We start from the raw sequence: 21,910 nt of genomic DNA, 5'->3' as shown, positions 1-21,910 counted from the left end.
GGGCCGGCCGCTCAGATATCGAAGAACACGGTTTCGTCCTCGCCCTGGAGGCGAATGTCGAGGCTGTAGACGGCCCGGCCGCCATCCTCGCTCCGCGCCGCAATCAGCGTCTTCCGCCGCCGAGGATCGGGGATTCGCGCCAGCACCGAATCCTCTTCGTTCGCCGCCTCCTCGTCGCCAAAATAGAGGCGCGTGTGGAGCCCGATATTGATGCCGCGCGCGGTGATCCACAGTGACAGATGCGGGGCCATCGGCCTGCCGTCGGGGCCGGAAACGCGGCCGGGCTTGACGGTGACGAAGCGGAACCGCCCCTCCCCGTTCGTCGCCTGCCGTCCCCAGCCGGCGGAACCCTCGCGGTCATAGGCCCCGGCGGAATCGGCCTGCCAGATTTCGATCACCGCATCGGTCACGGGCGCGCCGGAACCGTCGAAGATCCGCCCGGTGACGAGGATCGGGTCGCCCACCGTCTCCGGCGTCGTCATCTCCGCGCCCGGATCGGCGGGGTAGACGCCCTCGATCTCCGCGAAACAGGGGGTCAGGCCGATATGCACATAAGGACCGCCGGTCTGGGACGGCGTTTCCTTCAGCGGCGGCAGCCGGTTCAGCATCAATTGCCCTCCATCCGGTTCTCGAACAGCGTTGAACGGCGGCCGCGCAGGACGATGTCGAACCGGTAGGCGAGCGCGTCCATCGGCACGGAATTGTGCCGGTCCAGCCGGGCGACAAGCTGTTCGATCGCCTGTTTGTCGGGAACGCAGCCGACGATCGGGCACTGCCAGATCATCGGGTCGCCCTCGAAATACATCTGCGTGATCAGGCGCTGCGCGAAGGCGTGGCCGAAGATCGAGAAATGGATGTGCGCCGGTCGCCAATCGTTCCCGCCATTGGGCCACGGATAGGCTCCCGGCTGCACGGTGCGGAAGGAATAGTAGCCCTCATCGTCGGTGATCGCCCGGCCGCAGCCGCCGAAATTGGGGTCCAGCGCGGCCACATAGGTTTCGCGCCGATGGCGGTAGCGACCGCCGGCATTGGCCTGCCAGAATTCGACCAGCGTGCCGCGGACCGGCCGGGCATTCTCGTCCAGCACCTGCCCGTAGACGATGAGGCGCTGGCCGATCGCCTCCCCGCCATCCTGGCTGTAATTGCGGATAAGGTCGTTATCCAGCGGCCCCAGCATCGAATGGCCGAAGACGGGGCCGGTCAGTTCCGACGCCGTCTGGGGCAGCGACAGCAGCGCCTGCCGCGGCGCGCGGAGGGTCGTGCTCTTGTAGCCCGGCGACAGCGCCGGCGGTTGCCAGGCGCGGTCGCGCGGATAGAAGGGGCCGTCGGCGGCCATGATCGTGCCTTTCGTCATGGGTCAGCCTGCCTCCGCCGATGCGCCGTCCCGCCGGGACAGTTCTTCCTTCGCCGTCTTGTAGGCGCGGTTCGCGGCCGGTACGCCGGCATAGATCGCGACGTGCAGCAGGGCCTCCTTGATGTCGTCGGCCGTCGCGCCGGTGTTGACCGTCGCGCGGACATGCATCGCCAGTTCCTCATCATGGCCCAGCGCGGCCAGCAGCGCGATGGTCAGCATGGACCGCTCCCGCCGGGTCAGGCCCGGCCGCGACCATACCGACCCCCAGGCCGTCTCCGTGATAAAGGTCTGGAAATCGTCGTCGAATGCGGTCTTGCGCGACACCGCGCCGTCGACATGCGGATCGCCCAGCACCGCCCGGCGCGTCTCCATGCCCCGGGTGAATCTGTCGTTCGGTTCAGACATGGCCGACCTCTCGAAAATAGCTTTCCATCAGCGCCGCCAGCTTTTCGGGTTGTTCGATCGAAGGGATGTGCCCGGCGTCCGGAATGATCTCGAACCGGGCGTCGGGCAATAGGTCCGCCAGCGCCCGCACCTCGTCGGGCGGCGTGGCGCGATCCTCCGCGCCCGCCACCACCAGCGTCCTGAGGCGGATCGTCGGAACCTCGGCGGTCAAGTCGGCGTCGCGCAAGGCGGCGCACGTTCCGGCATAGCCTTCCGCCGGGGTGCGGATGAGCATGTTGCGCCAGCCGGCCAGCTCGGCCTGCCGGTCGCGGCGGAAGGCTTGCGTGAACCAGCGATCCAGCACGGCATCGGCGATCGCCGCCAGCCCTCTCGTCCGGACCGCCTCGATCCGCTCGTTCCAGGATTCGGCGGTCCCGATCCTGGCGGCGGTGTCGCAGAGCGCCAGCGCCTTGACCCAGCCCGGCCGCCGCACCGCGACGCGCTGGGCGATCATCCCGCCGACGGAGATGCCGGCGAGCGCGAAACCGTCGATGCCCAGATGATCGACCAGCCCTTCCATATCCGCCGCATGGTCGTCCAGCGAATAGGGGGCGGACGGCGCATCGGAAAGGCCATGGCCGCGCTTGTCGTAGGAGAGGATGCTGTAGCGATCCTCCAGATGCGCGATCACGCCGTCCCAGATGCGCGCGTCGGTGCCCAGGGAGTTGGCCAGCACGATGGCAGGACTGCCGGGACGGCCGGCCATCCGGTAATGCAGCGTCAGACCGTTTACGCGCGCGAAATCCATCCGTCACCTCGACATTGGACGCCTTCTTGTTACCGGTCGCCGGAACGGCTTGTAAAATGATTAGTTCCGCTCCATTCATAACCTGAAGCATATACGTAAGACGCTGACGCAGAAGCGTTCGCGCCTACTCTCTGCCGCAACCCGCGCGACATCCCATAACCTGGGGGCATTGAATCATGAGTCAGCGCCTTCTCGACCCGCGCATCAAGCTTCGCCATGTCATGTGCTTTCTGGAGGTCGGCCGCCAGAAGAGCGTGGTGAACGCCGCCACCTCCCTCAACATCAGCCAGCCGGCGGTATCGAAGACCATCCAGGAGCTTGAGGACATATTGGGCGTCGCGCTGTTCGACCGCAGCCGGCGCAGCCTGTTCCTCACCGCCTTCGGGGAAATCTTCCAGCGCTATGCCGGCGCGGGCGTATCGGCGCTGCGCCAGGGGGTCGACGCGATCCATCAGGCGCAGACCGACGCCGTCGTCAGGGTCGGCGCGCTGCCGACCGTATCGGCGCGGATCCTGCCCCGGGCGGTGGAGCATTTCGCCGACCAGAAGCTGGGCGCGCGGACGCGGATCGTCACCGGGCCGAACGCCTATCTCCTATCGCTGCTGCGGCTGGGCGATGTCGATCTGGTCATCGGCCGGATGGCGGAGCCCGATGCGATGAGCGGCCTTTCCTTCGAATATCTCTATTCCGAACGCGTCGTGCTGGCGGTGCGGCCGGGCCATCCGCTGCTGGCGGAAAGCCGCTTCGACCTCACCATGATCGGCCGCTACCAGACGGTGATGCCGCCGCCCGGATCGGTGATCCGGCCACTGGCCGAACGGCTGCTGATCGCCCATGGCATCCCCGCTCCGCGCGACGAGGTGGAATCGGTGTCGAACGCCTTCGGCCGCAGCTACATCCGGCTGTCGGACGCCATCTGGATCATCTCCGAAGGTGTGGTGGCGGAGGATGTGGCGGAGGGGCAACTGGTCCTGCTGCCGACCGACACCGGCGACACGCTGGGCCCCGTCGGCCTCACCACACGGACCGACACCGCCCTCTCCCCGGCCGCGGAGATATTGATGCAGTCGGTCCGCCACGTCGCCGCGCGCCAGATACCGATCCGGGCCGAAGGCGGCGGACACCACGACGGCGAGGCGATCTAGTGTTCACTGCCTTGGGAAGAGGCCATCGAGCAAAAGGTCAAGGCCTTTCCGGAAGGCGCCGTCCCAATCGTTATCCAACAGCAGACGAGAGCGTTCGATTGTCGGATAGCGTTCGCTGAGAGTTGTAAGGCGCTGCTGCGCGGCGACCCTGTCGTCGTCCGAGAGGCTGAAGTTCCCCCGGGTGATGGTGGCGCCCATCACATGGTTCCAGAGCGACCATATCGCGACGTTCAGATCCGCATCCGCCACGCCGGCTCTGGACAAGGTCTTGCTCAACAGTTCCAGGCGGCCGAGGATGTTCGGGCCGAGCGCGCGGCGCGACAACAGCGATGCCGACCAGGGATGGCGCAACATGCTGGAGCGCCAGTCTTCGAGCATATGAACGACTTCCCCGCGCCAGTCTTGAGGCTCGACTACTTGCGGCGATCCGCGATATTCGAGCACCGAATCGAGCGCCAGATCAAAGACCTTCTCCTTGTTGTCGACGTGCCAATATAGGCTCATCGCGCCCGAGCCGAGGCGATCGGCCAGCCGACGCATCGTCAATCCGTCGACTCCCTGGGCGTCCAGCAGTTCCACCGCGGTCGCCACGATACGTTCCAGAGACAGAGGCGGTTCACCGCGCGGCTCCTGCACGGGCCGGGGTGACACACTTATCCGTTGAGGCCGTTTGCTCCGGGCTTCGCCGCGTTTGGCCGCCATCCGTCTTCCTCGCTGTTCAGAACGTCTGATTTAGGCCGGCAATGCGACGAATGTCGATCCTGGACGATTGACTCGTACGACGTACGATGCGATTGAACCGTACATCGTACGAGTCAATCGCATGGGCGATGATTGAAGTCCAATCATGCCGGCCGCGAGGGCACGTAGCTCGCAGTCGTCAGAGCCAAGAGAAAATCATGTCACGCGCAATCAGGCATCTGCTTATCGGAGGGCTAATCATCATGACCATGGGAGTTCCCACGACGACAACAGCCAACGAGCTGACCATCGTCAATCCACGAAACCTCTACGACCCGACGCCGAATGGCTACAGCACGGCGGTGATCGTGCCCCCCAATGCCCGGGTGGCCTACATCTCCGGACAGGGCGGCCAGGACAGCACGGGAGCCTTGTCGCCCGACTTCGCGGTCCAGGTTGAACAAGCCTACGCGAATTTGCGCACCGCCCTCGATGCGCTCGGCGCCAGGCCGGATCAGGTCGCCAAGCTCACGGTCCTCGTGGTCGATCACGATCAGTCCAAGCTTGGGGTGCTGACCGAGCAGGTCAAGGAGGTGTTCGGCGAGGCGCTGCCGGCGCAGACCCTGATTCCCGTTCCCAGGCTTGCAATCGACGCCATGCTCTTCGAGGTGGAAGCCATCGTCATTCTGGACTAGCGGCGCCGGACGCCGATCCGGGGCCGAAGACGGCGACGCTTGATTGTTCCCGAATATGGGATAATCATCCATATATGGAACGAATGGATGACAGCGCCATGGATCGGCAGATCGCGCGACGCCTGCGTGACCTGCGGGCGGAGCGGGGATGGTCGCTGGAGGCGCTGGCGGGGCGGAGCGGCGTCAGCCGGGCGACCCTGTCGCGGCTGGAAAATGCGGAGGTCAGCCCGACGGCAAGCGTGCTGGGCAGGCTGTGCGCGGTCTACGACCTGACCATGTCGCGCCTCATGCGCATGGTGGAGGATGATTTCGCGCCGGTTGTCCGGCGTGAGGCGCAGCTGGTCTGGACGGACCCCTCCATCGGCTTCCATCGCCGTTCCGTCTCCCCGCCGGCCGGGCCGCTGGCGGGGGAGGCGCTGGAATGCGAGATCGGTCCCGAAACGCGCATTGCCTATGACGGGCCGCCGAGGCCGGGGCTGGAGCATCACCTGATCCTGACTGAAGGCCGGCTGGAGGTCACGGTGGAGGGGCGAACCCATGCCCTGCGGCCCGGCGACTGCCTGCGCTACCAACTTTTCGGACCGAGCGTCTTCGTCACGCCCGACGACTCCGCCGCCCGATATATCCTCTTCATGGTGTGAGAGACATGACCGCCAATCCGCCCGTCGCCATTTCGGCCTTCACGGCCCGGGAGATCGAAGACCGCGCCGGGGAGCTGGGCGAGCTGCTGACTGCCTGCGTCCTGGACGGGGCCAGCATCGGCTTCATCCTGCCCTTTGCCGTCGCCGAGGGCGAGGCGTTCTGGCTGAACAAGGTACTTCCGTCGGTGCGGAGCGGTGGGGCGACGCTGCTGGTCGCGGAGGCGGAAGGCCGGATCGCGGGAACGGTACTGCTTGACCACGACACGATGCCCAACCAGCCCCATCGGGCGGAGGCGCGCAAGCTGTTGGTCCATCCGGATTTCCGACGCCGCAGCATCGCAAGGGCGCTGATGGCGGAACTGGAGGGGCTGGCCGGCCGGATGGGGCGCAGCCTGATCACGCTGGACACCCGCACTGGCGACAAGGCCGAACCGCTCTACGCCTCGCTCGGCTACCAGATCGCCGGGATCATCCCCGGATATTGCCGCGACACGCACGAGGACCGGCTGGACCCGACCACGATCATGTACAAGGCGCTCTGATACGGTGAATTCAGGGCGGTCAGTGGCCAACCCCCAGCAGCCGCTCCACCGTCTCCGGCTCGGCCTCCAACTCGTCCGGCGTTCCGATCCAGGCGATCCGGCCGCGTTCCATGATCATGACGCGGTCGGCGAAGGCCAGCGCCGCCCGGATGCGCTGTTCTACCAGCAGGATCGTGGTGTCGCCGGCCGCCGCCAGCCGGTCGAACGCGGCCATCAGCTCATCGCAGATGATCGGCGCCAGCCCTTCCAGCGGTTCGTCCAGCAGGAGGACCGTCGGCTTGCCGAGGATCGTCCGCGCGGTCGCCAGCATCTGCTGTTCCCCGCCCGAAAGCTGGGAGCCGAGGTTCCGCCGCCGTTCCGCCAGGCGCGGGAACAGGGCGTAGGCTTCCTCCATGGCGTCGCGCCGGCGGCCCTTCAGCCCGACGAAAAGGTTCTCCTCCACCGTCAGGGACTTGAAGATGCAGCGGCCCTGCGGCACGTAGCCGAGCCCCTTCAGCGCGCGGGCCGACCCGCTCATCCCGCTGACATCGGCGCCGTCCAGCTTTACGCTCCCGCCATAGCGGCGGGTCTGGCCGGCGATGGTCGCCAGAAGGGTCGTCTTGCCCATGCCGTTGCGCCCAAGTATCGCCAGCCTGCCGCCGGCGGCGACGGAGAAGCCGACATCCTCCAGGACACGGGTGGGCCCATAACCGGCGCTGAGGCCGGCGATCTCAAGCGACGCCGCGGGCATCGACATAGCTCCCCAGATAGGCTTCGCGCACGCGGCCGTCGGCGGCGACATCCTTCGGCGTGCCGTCGAAGATGATCTCCCCTGCCGCCAGGACCGCGACCCGCTGGGCGAAGCGGAAGACGAAATCCATGTCGTGCTCGATCATCAGCACGGCGAGATCGGGCGGCAGCTGGGCCAGCGCCCGCTCGATCAGGGCGATGTCGCCGTGGGGTACGCCGGCCGCCGGCTCGTCCAGCAGCAGGACCTTCGGGCGGAGCGCCATGGCCAGCGCGATCTCCAGAAGCCGCTGCTGGCCATAGGCGATCCGGCCGACCTTCTCGCCGGCCACGGCCGTCAGCCCCAGCGTCTCCAGGATCCGCCGCGCCTCCTCCACGATGTCGTCCATGCCGCGATAGCTGCCGAGCATCCGGCCGCCGCGCCCTTCCCGCTGGAGCAGGACGAGCGCGACATGCTCCTCCGGCGTCATGGCGGAGAAGAGCCGCGTGACCTGGAAGGTGCGCACCAGCCCTCTCCGGACGCGCTTTCCGGCGCTGATTCGGGTCACATCCTCGCCGGCCAGCGTCACCGTGCCGGCATCCGGCCGCAACTGGCCCGTGACCAGGTTGACGAACGTCGTCTTGCCCGCCCCGTTGGGCCCGATCAGCGCGATGCGGTCGCCGGGTTTGAGCGCCAGCGAGACGTTCCGCGTGACGTGCAGGCCGCCGAAATGCTTCTGGAGGTCGTCGACCCTGAACAGCGGCTTCATGCGCCCCCTCCCCCGCGCCGGCGCAGCCGGTCCCTTATGTCCACCACGCCGCCGGTCAGCCCTCGCGGCGCGAACAGCACCACGGCGATCAGCAGCAGGCCGACCAGCGTCAGCCAGTGGAACGGGTTGATGGAAGAGACCAGATCCTCGAACCAGACGAAAACGAGCGTGCCGACCAGCGCGCCGAACAGATTGCCGATGCCGCCCAGCACCAGCATCACCAGCACCTCCGCCGACAGGTTGAAGGACAGGCTGTCCAGCCCGATGACGCGGGTGGAGATGGCGCTCAAAGCCCCGCCCAGCCCGGCGACCGCGCCGGAGACCACATACATCTTCATCAACGTCGAATAGATCGGCGCGCCCATGGCGCGGACGCGCACCGGATCCTCCATGATCCCGCGGCACAGCATCCCGAAGGGCGAGCGCACGACGAGACGCAGCGCGAGGAAGACCAGCAGCAGCAGCCCCAGCGCCAACCCGTAGACCGTCTTGCCCCAGAGATCGAACTGGAAGAGGCCGAAGAGCGGGTCGGGGGCGATGCCGGCAAGGCCGTCGCTGCCGCCGGTCAGCCAGGAGGCCTTGTTCGCTGCTTCCTGGGCGAGCTGGGCGACGGCGATGGAGAGGACAAGCTGCGCCAGCCCGTGGCCGCGCAGGATGACCGTGCTGGACAGCAGCCCCATCGCCGCCCCCGCGACCGCGCCGATCGCCAGCATCGCGATCGGATCGGCGATGCCGAACCGCGCGGCGGCGATGCCGGCGGCATAGGCCCCCGCCCCGAACAGGGCCGCATGGCCCAGCGTCGCGATGCCGGCGAAGCCGGTGACGAGGTCCAGCGACAGCGCCAGCAGCATCAGCGTGATGATGCGGGTGAGCAGCGCCAGATTGTTGGGCAGGAGGAAATATCCCGCAACGCCGATCGCGGCGATGACCGCCAGCGCCAGGAGATCCCGGCCCAGCCGCCCGCCGCGTCCGGACGCGCTCACGCCGGGCGCGGAGTCATCCAGCGCGGTCATTCGGCGCGCCCCAAGAGGCCGCGCGGGAACAGGCAGACGATGACGATCACCGCCAGATAGAAGAAGAACTCGCCGAAGCTGGGCATCAGGTAGCGCCCCGTCGTCTCTATCGCGCCGAGCAGCAGGCAGGCGAGCAGCGCGCCGGGGATGGAGCCGGCACCGCCGACCGAGACGACCACAAGGAAGGTGACCATGTAGCGGAGCGCGTAATAGGGCTCGATCGGCAGAAGCTCCGCCCCCACCACCCCGCCGAAGGCGGCGAGCGCGATGGCCAGCGCGAAGCTGACCGCGTAGACGATCTGCGTGCGGACGCCCAGCGCCCCGGCCATCGCCGCATCGTCGACCGACGCCCTCAGCCTCACGCCGAAACCGGTCTTCTCCACCAGCGCCCACAGCGCCGCCGCGACCGCGATCCCGCAGGCGATGGCGAACAGCTTGTGCGCCGGGATGGTGCGGAAACCGATATCGACGGGACCTTCCAGCAGCGCCGGCAGCGGCACCGTCTTCAGGGTCGGCCCCAGCACGAAATTGGCGACGCCGATGATGACGAAGGTGATGCCGATGGTCATCAGCACCTGGGTGAGCTGCGTCGCGCCGTAGATCCGGCGAAAGAGCAGCATTTCCAGGGGAACGGCGACGATGACGGTGCCCGCGACCGCCAGCACGAGGCCGAAACCGTAGCCGAGGCCGAGATCGCCGATGGCGTAGGAGGCGATGTAGCCGCCGATCATGGCGAAGGCCCCGTGGGCGAGATTGATCACCTTCATCAGCCCCATCGTCACCGACAGGCCGATGGAGATGACGAACAGCACCATCCCGTAGGCCAGCGCGTCGGCGCCAATGCTGAGAACTGTCTGCATGAACCCTGAAATCCCGTGGCGGAGACGCCCCTGCCTACTCTAAGGCGTCTCCGCCCGGTTGCGCGCGAAGGTTATTCGGTGACCGCCAGGCCGGGATCGCCCATCATCTCGAAGGTCTGAATTTCCTTGTTGTAGTACGTGCCGTCCTCCGCCTGAGCGACCTCCCGCAGATAGATGTTCTGCGTGATGTGCCGGGTCTCCGCGTCGATTTCGACGGGGCCGCGCGGGCTTTCCCAGGCAAGCCCCCGGACGGCGTCGACCGCCGCGGCGGCGTCCTGCTCCCCGCCCGTCGCCTCGATCATCTTGTAGATGACATGCATGCCGTCGAACGCGCCGACCGCCGGGAAGGAGAGCAGGGCCGGATCGCCCAGCGCCTCGCTGGCCGCCGCGACGAACTCCTCATTCTCCGGCGACTCATGGGCGACGGAATAATGGAAGGTGGTCCGCAGCCCCAGCGCGGCCTCGCCCAGCACCGGCAGGTCGGATTCCTGGGTCAGGTCGCCGGTGGCGAGCATCGTGACCCCCGCCGCTTCCAGCCCATTGTCGTTATAGGCCTTGACGAAACCCAGCGTCGGCGGGCCGGACGGCAGGAAGGCGAACAGCACCTGCGCGCCGGAATCCTTCACCCGCTGCATGATCGGGCTGAAATCATTGGTGGAAATCGGCATGCGGATGGAATCGACCACATCGCCGCCTTCCTCCTCAAAGGTCGCGGTGAAGGCTGCTTCGGCATCCAGGCCGGGACCATAGTCGCTGACCACGGTGATCGCGCTCTCGAAGCCCATGTCGTGCGCCACCCGCGCCATCGGCGCGGTGGTCTGCCACAGGGTGAAGGAGGTCCGGACGATGTACGGACTTTCCGTCACGATCGAGGAGGTGGCGGCGTTGAAGATCACCATCGGCACGTTCGCCTGCTCCAGCAGCGGGGCGGCGGCCATGGCATCGGGCGTGAAATAATAGCCCGCCAGATACTGCACGCCCTCGCTGACCACCAGTTCCCGCGACAGGGCGGCGGACTGGGCGGGGTCGGGCGTCGGCACGTCGCGATAGATGATCTCCACCGTGTCGTCGCCGACCGTGTCGCCATGCAGCGCCATATAGGCTTCGATGCCGGCCTGGAAGTTCCGGCCCTGGAGCGCGAACGGGCCGGAGAACGGCCCGACGACGCCGACTTTGACCGTCTCCGCCACGGCCGCGCCGCCCAGCAGCATGGATGCGGCCGAGGCCGCGAGGATCAGCTTATTCATTCTTTCCTCCCTCATGACGGCGCGCCGGCACCCCGCCCGCACGGCTTTGGTTATTGGTCCGGGACCGTTCCGGAATTCAACGACGCCGGCCCCACCCGCTTCGATGTCCGTCAGCGGTGCCATTCTGGCAAAGATGCTCATGAGGGAGAAATGAAAAGCTTGGCTTTATAGATAACGTGGGAGTTATAGAAATTTCCGCGTTGCGCCGTTTTCTGTGAAGCGGCGGAGAGGTCAGGTTATAGGAACCAACCGCCCCCTCACCCAACCCTCTCCCACGAGGGGAGAGGGCTACCTTTCTTACCCTCGCCCCTTGTGGGAGAGGGAGGGACCCGGCGAAGCCGGGAGGGTGAGGGGTGTTATCTAGCCCCTGCCCCCGTAATCCAGCGACGGGTACCAGTCGGTCCCGCGGCCTTCGGGGGTGGAATCGAGGATGGTCCAGAGCGGCATCAGGTCCGGCGCGCCGCGCGGGTCCTGGCCGGGGTCGGCGGTTTCGAAGCCCATCTCCCCGCTCCAGAAATGACGGATCGTCCCGTCGCGGCGGGTGAAGACGTTGAAGGCGGGATAGTCCGCGTCCTCGGCATTCACATAGTCGCGGGTGTAGTCGCCCTCCATATCGGAATAGAGCCTGAGGCCGCGCCAGCCGCGTTCCTTCTTGAAGGCGGCCAGCCGTTCGATGGGCGATCGCGCGACGACGCCGAAGGCGACCCGCTGCTCGACATCCCGCGCCTCGCCGTCCCAGGAGGAGAGGAGCGAGGTGCACATCGGGCAGGGCCGCTCGCGCTGTGGCCCGAACATGTAGCTGTAGAGGACGAGCGTCTGCTTGTCCCCGAACATCCCCGAAAAGCTGGTCGGCCCGTTCTCTCCCACGAAGCGGTAATCCTTCGTGACTTCGCCGCCGGGCGGCAGGGCGCGGCGCAGTTCGGCCACCCGCTCGATATGGCGGCGAAGCTCGATCTCCTCGGCCAGTAGCGCGGTGCGCGCCCGGCGGTATTCCTCGCTTTCGTTCGGATAGCGGACACCGTTTTTCCCCGCCAGTTCGGCGGCGGAGGCAAGGTCATGGGCGATCGACATGGTCGGGTCTCCTTCGTTCGAGGGACGCTTACTCGGGCGTGGTCCCGAAGCTCCACGAGATTCCGTACGGGTCCTTCACCATGCCGTAGCGGTCGCCCCAGAACTGGAGGTCCATCGGCATCAGCACGGTGCAGCCGGCGGCGACCGCACGATCGAACCAGCGGTCGGCATCGTCGACATGCAGATGCAGCATCAGCCCGCTATCGGAATCCGCCGGCTTGCCGTGCTCCGGCATCGGGTCCATCAGCATGATGGAACCGCCATTGACGTCGATACGGGAATTGAGGATCCGGCCGTCATCCATGTGGTGCCGTGATCCGACTTCCTCTGCGCCCAGGGCCTTCCCGTAGAAATCGATCGCGGCGGCCGCGTCCGGGAGGGTCAGATAGGGAACCACCCCGCCCTTGAGGGGCTGCATGGCTTCCGGCCGGTCTTTTGTTGCGGTGTTGGACATTGCATATCTCCTTTCCAGGTGGTGGGGAGGGGGGCGTCGCGAGATCAGTCCCGGTCGGGCGCGCCCAGCGGGAAGAGCGGGCGGTAGGGCCGCGCCTCATCCACCGCGCGGGCGAAGGACGGCCGGTCGAGCAGCCTTCGGCGATAGGCGTGAACGTTGGAGAACCCATCATCGATCCGATGGGTCCAGTCGGCGTAGAACAAAAAGGGGGCAGCGGCGCAGTCGGCGAGGCTGAAGCCGTCTCCGGCCGCCCATAGGCGGTCCTCCATCCGGCGGTCGAGCCAGCGATATGCCGTCTCCAGCGCCGCCCGCGCGTCTGCGACGCCGTGCCGGTCGCGGGCTTCCGCCGGGCGCAGGCTGTCGAACACGATCTTCTGCTGCGGCGTGGAGACGTAATTGTCGAAGAAGCGGTCCATCATCCGGACCTCCAGCGCCACCGCCGGATCTTCCGGGATCAGCGTCACCGGCCCCGGATGACGGAGCGCCAGATACTCGATGATGATGGTCGCCTCGACGACCGTCTCGCCCTCATCCACCAGCACCGGGAAACGCTTGAGCGGCCACAGCCCTTCCCATTCCGCGAGATTTTCCGGATGGTCGGGGTCGAGCATGCGGAACTCGAACGGCGTGCCGTTCTCATAGAGCGCGACCAGGGCCTTTTGGCAGTAGGAGGAGAAGGGATGGGCATAGAGTTGCATGGGTGTCGTCGCTTTCGGGAATGCGGCTTCAGCTTGCTTTTTTAAGTTGATATCAACATAATCAGCTTATGTCAAAGCCCTCGACAATCCCTTACGAGACGACCCTGTTCGTCCGAGACCATTGCCTCTGCCTCCATGCCCAGCGGGCGGCCCGCGCGCTGGCGCGGCGGTTCGACGAGGCACTGCGCCCGTTCGACCTGACCAACGGCCAGTTCTCGCTGATGATGTCGCTGAACCGGCCGGAGCCGCCGGATCTGGGATCGGTCGCCTCCGTCCTGGCGATGGACCGCACGACCCTGACGGCGGCGCTGAAGCCGCTGGAGCGGCGCGGCCTCGTCCGGTCCGCCGCCGACCCGGCCGACAAGCGTCGGCGGCGGCTGGCGCTGACCGAGGACGGCCGGACGCTGCTGGCGAGCGCCCTCCCCGTCTGGGAACGGACCCATGCGGAGGTCGACCGGCTTTTCCCCGACTCCGACGGCGGCCGCCTGCGCGACAATCTTCGCGCGCTGTCGTGAAAATTCTCCCTGAAAATTCCCCTTGTTCCCTTTTTGTTCCAATGGCATTCTTACGCCATGGACACGCATCGCCCTCAGGCCGACCTCAGCGTCAAGGCCATCCATTCGATGTCGCTTCCCCTGCTGGCGGAATGCGACGCCTGCGGCCATACCGCCCGGCTCTCCGCCGCTATGCTGGCCCGCCTGCATGGCGACCGGAACCTTCGGGAGATCGGGGAACGGTCGCGATGCCGCTTCTGCAACTCCAAGGGCCGCGCGCTGGTGCGGGCATTGTTCCCAACGGACGCGCTCGACCGGGCGGCGTGACTTTCGGGGCGGGGCGGGGCGGGCCGAGCGGAATTGCCTGAATGACGAATTTCGTGCATCGAAAGCCTAGTCGCATTAATGGTGGCGAGCATTGGCGGTTGGCCCTGGAGGCCCCAGAAACTCCCGCAGGCGATGCTCCAGCCCGGCAATATTCCGTACTTCGCACTCCCAGATCACAAGCACCCGCCAACCTGCGGCGACCAGCGCTTCTCGCGCCGCAGCGTCACGGCGGACGTTATCCTCAAACTTCTGTTTCCAAAAATCGATTCGGCTCTTTGGGGTGCGGGTCGACCGGCATCCCTCATGCCGATGCCAGAAGCACCCATGGACAAAGATGACCTTGCGTCGGCTGGCGAGCGTCAGGTCTGGCTGTCCAGGGAGATCGCGGCGGTGGAGGCGGAAGCGATAGCCGAGCTGATGCGCGAGCCGCCGGACCACCATCTCCGGCTTCGTGTCTTTGCCCTTGACCAGCGCCATTTGAGCCGACCTTTCCGGGCTCGTCGGCGGCTCATTTGGATCAGACACCATGATCAGGGGATTGTGCCCCTCGCATAATTGTACCGCGTCGGCTCCTTATAAAGGATCACCCTGTCGGGAAACACAGTGCATAGCCATCCATCGGGCAGAGTGTTGATCATCTCGGTCATGATCTCCCGCATCGTCATCACGTTCTTGGGAAGCGTGATCCGTGTATCGCGTTGGTTGGCGTGCCCCGTTCGAAAGTGCGCCGTCTTGTGGGGCTTTGACGGCGTCGGCGCGAGATCTGTTTCGTATCTAAACAGGTAAGGCAGTCCACCCTTGAGCTGAAGCAAGAGCGCCAGAATCGATCGTTCGCCAGGACCAATGTCGATCGGCCTGTCAATGTCGATAGGATACTGCATGTCAAAAGCGGCTGGCTCCTGCCCTTCTCTATTGTGTCCAGGATCATTGGAGCCGAACCCGGAGTTATTCCAGATGAGCGGCTTCCCATCGATCTCAGCGAATCTCTTGATGAGAATGTCCTCCACGTCGAAGTTGTGGAAGACCATGATGCGCACCGCCTTAAAGGTCACCCTTTCAGGATTCAGGCCAACGCGGTGCTGGATATTTTTCCAGTGTCTCCTCAACCTCGACTGAAATCCGGCCGCCGCGTCCGTCTTGCCGACATACACTCGCTTGCCGTCCATCATGAGGACGTAGCCGCCCTGCGCCTTCTCCGGGAGGGCGGTCACGTTCTCCAGAACCAGCGGGGCGGCGGGAATTTTCTCGAGGATCTCCGGAAGCTGCCGCCTGAAAACGGCCGGAATGTCGATCTCGAATTCGCCATATCCGGGGGATGGTATCGGCGGCTCCGCGGTCACGCCGCAGCCTTCCGTTTATCCGTCCTCTCCCGCGACAGGAGACCAGCCAGCCGCCGCGCGATCACTTCAGCAAGCATTGACGGCACGGCGTTGCCCAATTGACGCATGTTCTCCGTCCATGAGCCAATAAACTCGTAGTCGTCGGGCAATCCCTGGAGGCGCGCCGCCTCCCGGACAGTGAAATAGCGAACTGAGCCATCCGCGAAGGCGATCATGTTCTCGCCTCCCGGCACGCCATGATCGCCTGCTTTGAGCGCCTTGGCCGGTTCGTCCAGCGGGCTTCCGGTGTGCCCCGCGTAGGATCGCGCGCCCGGCTGAAAGATATGATTCGCAAGGTCATCGCGAGAACCGGGTTCTCCGAGGCCGCTGAAGGCGTCACGGCATGTGATCCATGGCTTGCCCGTCGGCGGGATCATATGCTGACGAAGTCGCCGCGCCACCCTCGCGTCGTTCGCGCCCGCAGGCTCCTCGGAAGGGCGGCTCAAACCATGCCTCTCCCAGTACCGGCCGGTGATCCATTGGTCCCAAAGCAACCGTTCGTGGGAATGTGTCGGAATGGGCGTTTCAATTTCGATATCCAGATCTTTTCGCACGCCAAGAAACACGATCCGATGCCGCTTTTGCGGCGCTCCATAGTCGGCGGCGTTGACCTTGAGAATCCGAATGTCATAGAGCGCCTCGCGACGGCGGTGCTCTAATCGCCTCAGATGCGCGTCGCGGCTCTCGTTCTCATCGATCCTGATCTGGGGCGCGGCGAGCGACAGTTCGATCCAACGGAGATAATCCGCGAACGCGGGACGCGCGAGGCCGCGCACGTTCTCGAACAGGAAGGCCCGCGGGCCAATTTCCCGCACCGCGCGAACCGCTTCCGGCCACATGTCCCGCTTGTCTTCATGCCCCCTGTGTTTGCCGCCTATGCTGAAAGGCTGACAAGGAGGACCGCCAGCGACAACGTCAACTCGCGCGAGTGGCCTCCAATCAACATATCGGACATCCTCCCGCAGAATCGGCCAGTGCGCCACATGCTGGAGCCCGCATACCTTGTTATGCGTGATATTCCGGACCGAATTCCCGTCTCTCTCGATCAGGGCCTCATGTCTGAACCCGGCTCTGGAAAGCCCCAATGCGAGGCCTCCGCAACCAGTGAACAATTCAACGCTTCGCATTCGGACGCTCCCCCGCTGGCCGAGGCCATCTTTCCAAATCGGCTCTAAGTTCTCAACGATCGACCCGCAACATCGTGCGGTTTCCTGTGGACAATCTTCTATATGTTTGATGGCCGTAAGAACATATCATGAACTGTAACCACTGCACGAAATGCTGTCAATTTTCTCAACCGAAAGGTCTGTCGGTAGCGAGATGGCTAGAGGGTCTGAAGGACTTCGCCCGTGCCGTCACTGAAGCGCATGATCCCTAGCGGCACGCGCCCTGGAAGATTATCCTTGGAGATGATGTCGCGGCCGACCTTTCAAGGTCGGCGACCGCCAGCCTTAGCTTATGCGTCAGCCCTACCTCTGCCTTACCCGATGCGCGCCAGGTCAGCGCGAGGGGCACGCGCAAGAGCGTGGAATGCAGCCGCGCGCGGATCGGAACTTTTGCTTCCGGGCGGGCATTGGAGCGGCATGACGAAATTCCGCGAAGACCTGAAAGACTCCGTCATCGTCGTGCTGGGCGCATCGAGTGGCTTCGGTCGCGGCGCCGCATTGAAGCTGGGGCGAGCGGGCGCGAAGGTCGTCCTGGCCGCCCGCAGGGACAATCTGTTGTCGGAGATCGAGAATGACATCAGGGCCGCGGGCGGCGAAGCGGTGGCCGCTCACTGCGATATCAGCGATGCGAAAGAGGTGAATGCCGTCGCCCGGACGGCGGTTGAAAGGTACGGCCGCATCGATGTCTGGATCAACAATGTCGGCGTCGGCGCGCTTGGGCTCTTCTGGGACATTCCGGTGGAGGATCAGGCCCGCGTGATCGACGTCAATTTCAAGGGACTGATGTTCGGCGCGCATGCGGCGCTTCTTCAGTTCCGCAAGCAGGGCCATGGCGTTCTTGTAAACACCGGCTCGATCGATAGCGAGGTACCGCTCGCTTACCAGACGACCTATGCCGCGACGAAGGCAGCCGTTCTGAGCATGAGCCGTTCCCTGAACGAGGAGTTGCGGCTTGGCGGCGAGAACGATTCCATCAAGGTCGCGACGATCATGCCCTGGGCAGTCGATACTCCATGGTGGAGCCATGCCGCGAACTATACCGGCCATCAGCCCCGCATGGCGGCCATGGACGATCCGGAAATCGTGGTCGACGCCATCGTGAAGGCATGCACGGACCCGAAGGAGGAAATGCCGGTGGGCGCGAAAGCCCACTCCTCCAATATATCGCACCATGTTTTCCCTGATCTCACCGAGCGCATGTCCGCGACTATCGCCGACAGGGAGGTGAAGAAGGCAGGCTCGCTGCCGCCGACGACCGGCAGCATCTACGAACCCATGCAGGAAGGCAGTGGCGTCGGGGGCGGAATTCGCCGGCGGATGAAAGAGGAAGACCAGGCCAGACGTCATTGACGCGCTCCCGGCGTCCAGTGCACCTCAGGCGGGGACGCCGACGCCATCCCGGTTGATTCGCCGGTAGTTCGCAAGGCGGCGACGGGTTAAGGATATCCGGCCGAGATCACGACATCGCCGGACAAAACCATGGATCAGATCGCTTCGCCGCGCAGGACGCTCATCGAACGGGAACTTTCCAGGGTCGATGGTGCATGTCCCGGACAAGGGAAACCGCTATCCAAGCACCGCAAGATGGCGGCGAACCCGTTCCGCTTCCTGCGCGGTGCGGCGCAGATCTACTACGCGGACCTGAAGAGCGGGGTGCTCAGCCTGCCTGCCGGCCTGTGCGAATCCGTCAGGACGACCGCCATACTGGGCGACTGCCACATGGCGAATTTCGGCTTCGTGACCGAGAAGGGTTCCCATGGCGGCAACATCATCTTCACGCCGAACGATTTCGACGATGCCTGCATCGGCCACGCCGCCTGGGACCTGACCCGCTTCGCGACCAGCATCTTCCTCGCCGCCGATTTCTCGCGCGGAATTCTGGAAGGCCGCTATCGGAGCGACGAGATCGACGATCCGGCGGGCCTGTCCGCCCCCACCGACGAAGAGGCCCGGGAGGCGGCGCGGGCATTCCTCAAGCGATACCGGAAAGCCTGCGAGTCGATCGTCAAGGATCCGCTCAACAGGACGAAGGTGGTGGGGGACTTCCGCAAGGGGCATGTCCTTTACGGGGCGCTGAAGAAGGCAAGGCGGCGATCGATCGGCGGCAAGGATTTCGAGGAGAAGAGCACGCTGGGCAAGGCCGTGGAGATCGGGCCGAAGGGTCCCCGGTTCCGGAGACGGCCGGATCGGTTCAAACGTCTCAACGCGGCCACCGTCCGGAGCATCAAGTCCGCCTTCCGCCCTTATGTGGACGACGCCATCCTGGATATCGTCGCGCGGCTGGGGGCCGGCACCGGTTCGGTCAACATCAACCGGTACTATCTGCTGGTCGGCCCGGAGGATTCGGCGACCGTCGATGATCTGGCGCTCTGCCATCTGGTCGAGGTCAAGCAGCAGCGCGAGGCCGCGCCCCTGCACGCCTTCCCCGATATCGATCCGCAGAACACGCTCAACCCGGCCCATCTGACGATCGACATACAGCGGCTCGTCCAGCGCGAGCCCGACCTCCTCCTCGACGAGGTCGACTGGAAGGGCGCCCACTGGATCGTCCGGTCGCGGCATCATGCCCGCGTCGACATGGACCCGGAGGAAATCTGCCTGTCCGACGGCAAGAGCGGGCGGAGGCTGAAGCAATACGCCCAGGCCTGCGGCGAGGTCCTGGCCCTGGTGCATTCGCGGGGCGACCGCCGCTCCGTCCGTTTCGAGACGTCGATCGCGAAGACGCTGAAGGAATGCGGGGATGAGTTGATCGCGGCGGCCGAAACCTACGCCGTTCAGACGGCGGAGGATTGGCGAACGCTGAACCTGATGCTTCAGGAAACTTCCGGCGACAGGGAAAACGGGTTTATGGGGTGACGCATAGGCCAGGCTTCGCATTCAGCTCGCTTCAAGATGTCTCCTGAGATCCTCGAACGACTGGAAGACCTGCTCGATGTCGCGGACGTTGAAGCCCTTGGCCAGCGAGGAATTGTATTCTTCGAGTGAGTCGCTCAGGCATCCCGTGAACAGAACGTTCCCGCCTTCCTCGACGACCATCCCGCCCCGTTCTTCAAAGGCGCGGTTCCACCGGATGGCTTCGGCTTCGTCCATGCCGGGCGGGAGGTCGAGGGCGAGCTTGCCATCTCGCAATTCCACCGGATAACCGCCCGGCCGACCATCGGGTCCGGGCACGTGTCCCTTCCATTCCCGCCCTGCCGCCAGGGCGAGCAGCAGCGGGACCCCGCTGGCGCCTGAGATTTCGATCGCGGGTTCCCGGGTCAACCGAACGTCTTCGAAATGCCGATAGACGTCTGGAACCTCATGTCCGTCTATCCAGACGCGAGGCGGCGTCTCCGTCCGCTCGGCCGGTGGCATCCTGAAGGCCGCCAGGTTCTGGTAATGAGCCAGCATCTTCAGCCGCGACGGGTCTTCAAAATGCTTCGCGCCGCTGAAGGCCGTGGAGAGGATCGCTATATTGCCGAAGCCCGAAACGATCCGATGGCCGAGCGCCTTGATGATGCCGTTGACGACATCGGGGAACCCGCAGTTGAAGAACGCGATGTCGCGGCCGCTTTTCGTGATGGCCTCCGCCACCCGAACCGACAGCAGGGCCTGAGAGACGGCTGTCACGCTCAGGCCGCCTTCCGCGACAAGCCTGGCCCACCGGCTGTTGCGGTTCGCTATGACCTGGGAGGTCTGAACCGAGGCGGCCTGGGCGATGATCCCCGGTTCGTTATCCGCGATCATCCGCCCCGCGGCGTCCGGAGCCAGAAGATCGACTTCGTAGGGGGCAAAGGAGGCAGGCTTGCCGAACAGCGATGCACGGGCGTTCCCGGCCGTGACGAGCCATCTCAGCCGGTCCTGATTGCGGCCCGCCACCACGACCCGGACCGGATCGGACGCCGTCGCGGCGATGTCGAAAACAATCCGTGCGGCGAAGCTGCCTGTGCCGGTTACGAGGATATCGCGGTAATCGGTCATGCGGAACGATCCTTCAGTTCAAAGCGATCCCAGCAATCATCGCGCCTGGACAGCAATCGATGCTTTACGATGCGATGACTTGCCGTGCGCTCGAAGTCATCGACGACGGCGATGTAGCGCGGGATCTGATAAGGGGGCAGGCGCTGCTGAAGCCAGTCGCAGAGCAAGGCGGCGCTTATCGAGCGTCCCTTTTTCGGGCTGACGAACAGCTTGATGTCCTGCTCGCCGATTTCGGCGGGGACGCCGATGATGGCGCAATCCTCCACGTCGGGATACGTCCCGACCACCTGCTCGACCTCGTAGGCGGAAACGTTTTCTCCCCTGACCCGCACGCTGTCCGTCGTTCGGCCGTGGAAGAACACGTTCCCTTCCTGGTCGATCGATCCGCAATCGCCCGTGTGCAGTGTCTGGCCGCGAAGGACGGCGGCCGTGGCTTCGGGATTGTCGAAATAGCCCGGGAAAAGGGCGCCGGCCAGATCGGTCGATACGACGATCTCGCCCCTCTCGCCTGCCGCGACGGTACGGCCGTGCTCATCGAGGATTTTCACGTCGAACCAAGGCAGAGGACGCCCAACCGAACCGACGGGACCGCCGATATTGACAGTGGTGATGCTGGACGACTCGGTCATCCCATAGCATTCGCGGATCTCGACGCCGAAGCGCTCCTGAAAGGCGCGCCATGTATTGGGAGGACAGCCTCCCCCCCAGGCTATCCGCACCCCATGATCCCGATCCCGCCCGTCCGGCGGCTGCTTGAGGAGTATCTGCAATATGCCGCCGAGATAGTGGATATGCGTGGCATGCTCACGGCGCACCTGGTCCCAGAACCGGCTTGCGCTGAAACGATCCACCATCCCCAGGACGACACCGCGCATCAGGGGCAATGACAGGAGTTGGGCCCCTCCTACATGGTAGAGAGGTTCCCAGACGAACAGGACATCATCGGGCCCGGCTTCCGTCGTGGTCGCGGCGGCTTCGCTTGCCAGTTTCAGCATGCGGTGGGTGACGACGACGCCCTTCGGGCGGCCTGTCGTGCCCGATGTGTACATGATCGCGAAAGGCCAGTCGGGTCCGAGTGAGACCGTTCCAACAAGCCCGTCAAAAGCGATCGCCTCGGCGAGCCCGTCGTTGCGTTCGGGATCATTCACCAGACGAGGAAGTTCCAGCGTCTCCGTCGCCTCGTCGATAACCGGCCGAAGGTCGGAATCATGGATCAGAAGGCGTGGCCGGGCATCCGAGAGAAGATATCTCAGCCCGTCGCCGCGCTGTTGCGCGTTGATGGGCACCCATACGATTCCGGCCTTCGCGAGCCCGAAAATGACGCAGATCGTCCGGATGCTGTTCCGCATCATCACGGCGACGCGATCGCCGGGTCCGATGCCTTGTTCCCGAAGGTAGGCGGCGAAGGCCGAAGATTTAAAGTCCAGCTCCCCGAAGGTCAGCGGCGTTCCATCGAACCGCGCATAGAGGCCGCCTGGATCAGTTTCCGCCCGCATATGCAGGAGATCGACGAGAC

At 65.1% G+C, this 21,910-nt stretch carries 26 protein-coding genes; 8 read left to right on the top strand and 18 right to left on the bottom strand.

The genetic code is table 11. The annotated features are described in order from the left end of the window. Positions 1-11 precede the first annotated feature (11 nt). Genes pcaG through pcaD form a run of 4 tightly spaced genes read right to left on the bottom strand, consistent with a single transcriptional unit; the run spans position 12 to position 2,546 of the window. Positions 12-608 (bottom strand): protocatechuate 3,4-dioxygenase subunit alpha, encoded by a 597-nt coding sequence (gene pcaG / locus AAFN89_RS06780; RefSeq protein WP_347537271.1) that lies wholly within the window; start codon positions 606-608, stop codon positions 12-14. Continuing rightward, positions 608-1,354: a protocatechuate 3,4-dioxygenase subunit beta gene (pcaH, locus tag AAFN89_RS06775; protein ID WP_347537269.1), complete on the bottom strand. Its 747-nt coding sequence runs from the start codon at positions 1,352-1,354 to the stop codon at positions 608-610. The genes pcaG and pcaH overlap by 1 nt, the downstream gene beginning before the upstream one ends. Positions 1,355-1,357: 3 nt before the next feature. Further along, positions 1,358-1,759, bottom strand: a complete 402-nt coding sequence (pcaC, locus tag AAFN89_RS06770; RefSeq protein WP_347537267.1) for a 4-carboxymuconolactone decarboxylase — start codon at positions 1,757-1,759, stop codon at positions 1,358-1,360. Further along, positions 1,752-2,546, bottom strand: a complete 795-nt coding sequence (gene pcaD, locus AAFN89_RS06765) for a 3-oxoadipate enol-lactonase (RefSeq protein ID WP_347537265.1) — start codon at positions 2,544-2,546, stop codon at positions 1,752-1,754. The genes pcaC and pcaD overlap by 8 nt, the downstream gene beginning before the upstream one ends. Positions 2,547-2,722: 176 nt before the next feature. Here pcaD and pcaQ point away from each other — a divergent pair, with 176 nt between their 5' ends. Continuing rightward, entirely contained in the window at positions 2,723-3,691 is a 969-nt protein-coding gene (gene pcaQ / locus AAFN89_RS06760) for a pca operon transcription factor PcaQ (RefSeq protein WP_347537263.1), read from the top strand. 3 nt (positions 3,692-3,694) lie between these two features. On the opposite strand, the gene AAFN89_RS06755 is transcribed toward pcaQ, so the two are convergent. After that, the gene (locus tag AAFN89_RS06755; protein ID WP_347537260.1) at positions 3,695-4,393 is read right to left on the bottom strand and encodes a TetR/AcrR family transcriptional regulator C-terminal domain-containing protein; all 699 of its coding nucleotides are present in this window, start codon (positions 4,391-4,393) and stop codon (positions 3,695-3,697) included. Positions 4,394-4,635: 242 nt separating this feature from the next. On the opposite strand from AAFN89_RS06755, the gene AAFN89_RS06750 reads away from it, so the two are divergent. From AAFN89_RS06750 to AAFN89_RS06740, 3 genes are all read left to right on the top strand, one after another. Further along, entirely contained in the window at positions 4,636-5,067 is a 432-nt protein-coding gene (locus AAFN89_RS06750) for a RidA family protein (RefSeq protein WP_347537258.1), read from the top strand. 98 nt (positions 5,068-5,165) lie between these two features. Then, entirely contained in the window at positions 5,166-5,708 is a 543-nt protein-coding gene (locus AAFN89_RS06745) for an XRE family transcriptional regulator (protein ID WP_347537256.1), read from the top strand. Between the two features lie 5 nt (positions 5,709-5,713). Continuing rightward, the gene (locus AAFN89_RS06740; protein WP_347537253.1) at positions 5,714-6,250 is read left to right on the top strand and encodes a GNAT family N-acetyltransferase; all 537 of its coding nucleotides are present in this window, start codon (positions 5,714-5,716) and stop codon (positions 6,248-6,250) included. 19 nt (positions 6,251-6,269) lie between these two features. On the opposite strand, the gene AAFN89_RS06735 is transcribed toward AAFN89_RS06740, so the two are convergent. From AAFN89_RS06735 to AAFN89_RS06700, 8 genes are all read right to left on the bottom strand, one after another. Next, positions 6,270-6,980, bottom strand: a complete 711-nt coding sequence (locus tag AAFN89_RS06735) for an ABC transporter ATP-binding protein (RefSeq protein WP_347537250.1) — start codon at positions 6,978-6,980, stop codon at positions 6,270-6,272. Continuing rightward, positions 6,961-7,725: an ABC transporter ATP-binding protein gene (locus AAFN89_RS06730; RefSeq protein WP_347537248.1), complete on the bottom strand. Its 765-nt coding sequence runs from the start codon at positions 7,723-7,725 to the stop codon at positions 6,961-6,963. Before AAFN89_RS06730 ends, AAFN89_RS06735 begins: the two co-directional genes overlap by 20 nt. After that, entirely contained in the window at positions 7,722-8,738 is a 1,017-nt protein-coding gene (locus AAFN89_RS06725; RefSeq protein ID WP_347537246.1) for a branched-chain amino acid ABC transporter permease, read from the bottom strand. Before AAFN89_RS06725 ends, AAFN89_RS06730 begins: the two co-directional genes overlap by 4 nt. Next, positions 8,735-9,598 (bottom strand): branched-chain amino acid ABC transporter permease, encoded by an 864-nt coding sequence (locus AAFN89_RS06720; RefSeq protein WP_347537243.1) that lies wholly within the window; start codon positions 9,596-9,598, stop codon positions 8,735-8,737. The genes AAFN89_RS06725 and AAFN89_RS06720 overlap by 4 nt, the downstream gene beginning before the upstream one ends. Before the next feature lie 71 nt (positions 9,599-9,669). Beyond that, positions 9,670-10,845: an ABC transporter substrate-binding protein gene (locus tag AAFN89_RS06715; protein ID WP_347537241.1), complete on the bottom strand. Its 1,176-nt coding sequence runs from the start codon at positions 10,843-10,845 to the stop codon at positions 9,670-9,672. A gap of 360 nt (positions 10,846-11,205) precedes the next feature. Beyond that, on the bottom strand, positions 11,206-11,916 hold the full coding sequence (locus AAFN89_RS06710) for a DUF899 family protein (RefSeq protein WP_347537239.1): 711 nt from the start codon (positions 11,914-11,916) through the stop codon (positions 11,206-11,208). Positions 11,917-11,944: 28 nt separating this feature from the next. Beyond that, complete coding sequence (locus tag AAFN89_RS06705; RefSeq protein ID WP_347537237.1) at positions 11,945-12,370, bottom strand: VOC family protein; 426 nt, start codon at positions 12,368-12,370, stop codon at positions 11,945-11,947. 44 nt (positions 12,371-12,414) lie between these two features. Next, entirely contained in the window at positions 12,415-13,068 is a 654-nt protein-coding gene (locus tag AAFN89_RS06700; protein ID WP_347537234.1) for a glutathione S-transferase family protein, read from the bottom strand. Between the two features lie 68 nt (positions 13,069-13,136). Between AAFN89_RS06700 and AAFN89_RS06695 the strand changes: the two genes are divergently transcribed. Then, entirely contained in the window at positions 13,137-13,583 is a 447-nt protein-coding gene (locus tag AAFN89_RS06695; RefSeq protein ID WP_347537232.1) for a MarR family transcriptional regulator, read from the top strand. Positions 13,584-13,640: 57 nt separating this feature from the next. Then, on the top strand, positions 13,641-13,889 hold the full coding sequence (locus AAFN89_RS06690) for a hypothetical protein (RefSeq protein ID WP_347537230.1): 249 nt from the start codon (positions 13,641-13,643) through the stop codon (positions 13,887-13,889). 75 nt (positions 13,890-13,964) lie between these two features. Here the strand turns inward: AAFN89_RS06690 and vsr are convergent, their stop codons facing one another. The 3 genes from vsr to dcm are packed head-to-tail and all read right to left on the bottom strand — an operon-like array spanning position 13,965 to position 16,395. Further along, positions 13,965-14,417: a DNA mismatch endonuclease Vsr gene (vsr, locus tag AAFN89_RS06685; protein ID WP_347537227.1), complete on the bottom strand. Its 453-nt coding sequence runs from the start codon at positions 14,415-14,417 to the stop codon at positions 13,965-13,967. Between the two features lie 2 nt (positions 14,418-14,419). Further along, the gene (locus AAFN89_RS06680; RefSeq protein WP_347537224.1) at positions 14,420-15,229 is read right to left on the bottom strand and encodes a GIY-YIG nuclease family protein; all 810 of its coding nucleotides are present in this window, start codon (positions 15,227-15,229) and stop codon (positions 14,420-14,422) included. Beyond that, a complete protein-coding gene (dcm, locus tag AAFN89_RS06675; protein WP_347537222.1) occupies positions 15,226-16,395 on the bottom strand; it encodes a DNA (cytosine-5-)-methyltransferase in 1,170 nt (389 codons plus the stop codon). The genes AAFN89_RS06680 and dcm overlap by 4 nt, the downstream gene beginning before the upstream one ends. 456 nt (positions 16,396-16,851) lie before the next feature. Here dcm and AAFN89_RS06670 point away from each other — a divergent pair, with 456 nt between their 5' ends. Beyond that, complete coding sequence (locus AAFN89_RS06670; RefSeq protein ID WP_347537220.1) at positions 16,852-17,784, top strand: SDR family NAD(P)-dependent oxidoreductase; 933 nt, start codon at positions 16,852-16,854, stop codon at positions 17,782-17,784. A gap of 129 nt (positions 17,785-17,913) precedes the next feature. Then, the gene (locus AAFN89_RS06665) at positions 17,914-19,290 is read left to right on the top strand and encodes a DUF2252 family protein (protein ID WP_347537218.1); all 1,377 of its coding nucleotides are present in this window, start codon (positions 17,914-17,916) and stop codon (positions 19,288-19,290) included. A 21-nt stretch (positions 19,291-19,311) separates the two neighbouring features. On the opposite strand, the gene AAFN89_RS06660 is transcribed toward AAFN89_RS06665, so the two are convergent. Next, positions 19,312-20,394 carry a hypothetical protein gene (locus AAFN89_RS06660; RefSeq protein ID WP_347537216.1) on the bottom strand — a complete coding sequence of 361 codons (1,083 nt, stop codon included), beginning with the start codon at positions 20,392-20,394 and terminating at the stop codon, positions 19,312-19,314. Further along, entirely contained in the window at positions 20,391-21,890 is a 1,500-nt protein-coding gene (locus AAFN89_RS06655; RefSeq protein ID WP_347537596.1) for an AMP-binding protein, read from the bottom strand. Before AAFN89_RS06655 ends, AAFN89_RS06660 begins: the two co-directional genes overlap by 4 nt. Positions 21,891-21,910 lie beyond the last annotated feature (20 nt).

The organism is Inquilinus sp. CAU 1745, assembly GCF_039839375.1.
Taxonomy (GTDB): Bacteria; Pseudomonadota; Alphaproteobacteria; order DSM-16000; family Inquilinaceae; genus JBDOQU01.
Note: the sequence above shows the minus strand (reverse complement) of the source record. Positions and strands in the feature narration are given on the sequence as shown.

Bases quoted from the DNA above. Each gene is read 5' to 3' on its own strand.
- AAFN89_RS06715 (WP_347537241.1), bottom strand. From the start codon at position 10,845: ATGAATAAGCTGATCCTCGCGGCCTCGGCCGCATCCATGCTGCTGGGC.
- AAFN89_RS06655 (WP_347537596.1), bottom strand. From the start codon at position 21,890: ATGCGGGCGGAAACTGATCCAGGCGGCCTCTATGCGCGGTTCGATGGA.
- pcaG (WP_347537271.1), bottom strand. From the start codon at position 608: ATGCTGAACCGGCTGCCGCCGCTGAAGGAAACGCCGTCCCAGACCGGC.
- AAFN89_RS06660 (WP_347537216.1), bottom strand. From the start codon at position 20,394: ATGACCGATTACCGCGATATCCTCGTAACCGGCACAGGCAGCTTCGCC.
- pcaD (WP_347537265.1), bottom strand. From the start codon at position 2,546: ATGGATTTCGCGCGCGTAAACGGTCTGACGCTGCATTACCGGATGGCC.
- vsr (WP_347537227.1), bottom strand. From the start codon at position 14,417: ATGGTGTCTGATCCAAATGAGCCGCCGACGAGCCCGGAAAGGTCGGCT.
- pcaC (WP_347537267.1), bottom strand. From the start codon at position 1,759: ATGTCTGAACCGAACGACAGATTCACCCGGGGCATGGAGACGCGCCGG.
- pcaQ (WP_347537263.1), top strand. From the start codon at position 2,723: ATGAGTCAGCGCCTTCTCGACCCGCGCATCAAGCTTCGCCATGTCATG.
- dcm (WP_347537222.1), bottom strand. From the start codon at position 16,395: ATGCGAAGCGTTGAATTGTTCACTGGTTGCGGAGGCCTCGCATTGGGG.
- AAFN89_RS06720 (WP_347537243.1), bottom strand. From the start codon at position 9,598: ATGCAGACAGTTCTCAGCATTGGCGCCGACGCGCTGGCCTACGGGATG.
- AAFN89_RS06670 (WP_347537220.1), top strand. From the start codon at position 16,852: ATGACGAAATTCCGCGAAGACCTGAAAGACTCCGTCATCGTCGTGCTG.
- AAFN89_RS06695 (WP_347537232.1), top strand. From the start codon at position 13,137: ATGTCAAAGCCCTCGACAATCCCTTACGAGACGACCCTGTTCGTCCGA.
- AAFN89_RS06750 (WP_347537258.1), top strand. From the start codon at position 4,636: ATGACCATGGGAGTTCCCACGACGACAACAGCCAACGAGCTGACCATC.
- AAFN89_RS06700 (WP_347537234.1), bottom strand. From the start codon at position 13,068: ATGCAACTCTATGCCCATCCCTTCTCCTCCTACTGCCAAAAGGCCCTG.
- AAFN89_RS06690 (WP_347537230.1), top strand. From the start codon at position 13,641: ATGGACACGCATCGCCCTCAGGCCGACCTCAGCGTCAAGGCCATCCAT.
- AAFN89_RS06740 (WP_347537253.1), top strand. From the start codon at position 5,714: ATGACCGCCAATCCGCCCGTCGCCATTTCGGCCTTCACGGCCCGGGAG.
- AAFN89_RS06755 (WP_347537260.1), bottom strand. From the start codon at position 4,393: ATGGCGGCCAAACGCGGCGAAGCCCGGAGCAAACGGCCTCAACGGATA.
- AAFN89_RS06725 (WP_347537246.1), bottom strand. From the start codon at position 8,738: ATGACCGCGCTGGATGACTCCGCGCCCGGCGTGAGCGCGTCCGGACGC.
- AAFN89_RS06745 (WP_347537256.1), top strand. From the start codon at position 5,166: ATGGATCGGCAGATCGCGCGACGCCTGCGTGACCTGCGGGCGGAGCGG.
- AAFN89_RS06710 (WP_347537239.1), bottom strand. From the start codon at position 11,916: ATGTCGATCGCCCATGACCTTGCCTCCGCCGCCGAACTGGCGGGGAAA.
- AAFN89_RS06735 (WP_347537250.1), bottom strand. From the start codon at position 6,980: ATGCCCGCGGCGTCGCTTGAGATCGCCGGCCTCAGCGCCGGTTATGGG.
- AAFN89_RS06665 (WP_347537218.1), top strand. From the start codon at position 17,914: ATGGATCAGATCGCTTCGCCGCGCAGGACGCTCATCGAACGGGAACTT.
- AAFN89_RS06705 (WP_347537237.1), bottom strand. From the start codon at position 12,370: ATGTCCAACACCGCAACAAAAGACCGGCCGGAAGCCATGCAGCCCCTC.
- pcaH (WP_347537269.1), bottom strand. From the start codon at position 1,354: ATGACGAAAGGCACGATCATGGCCGCCGACGGCCCCTTCTATCCGCGC.
- AAFN89_RS06730 (WP_347537248.1), bottom strand. From the start codon at position 7,725: ATGAAGCCGCTGTTCAGGGTCGACGACCTCCAGAAGCATTTCGGCGGC.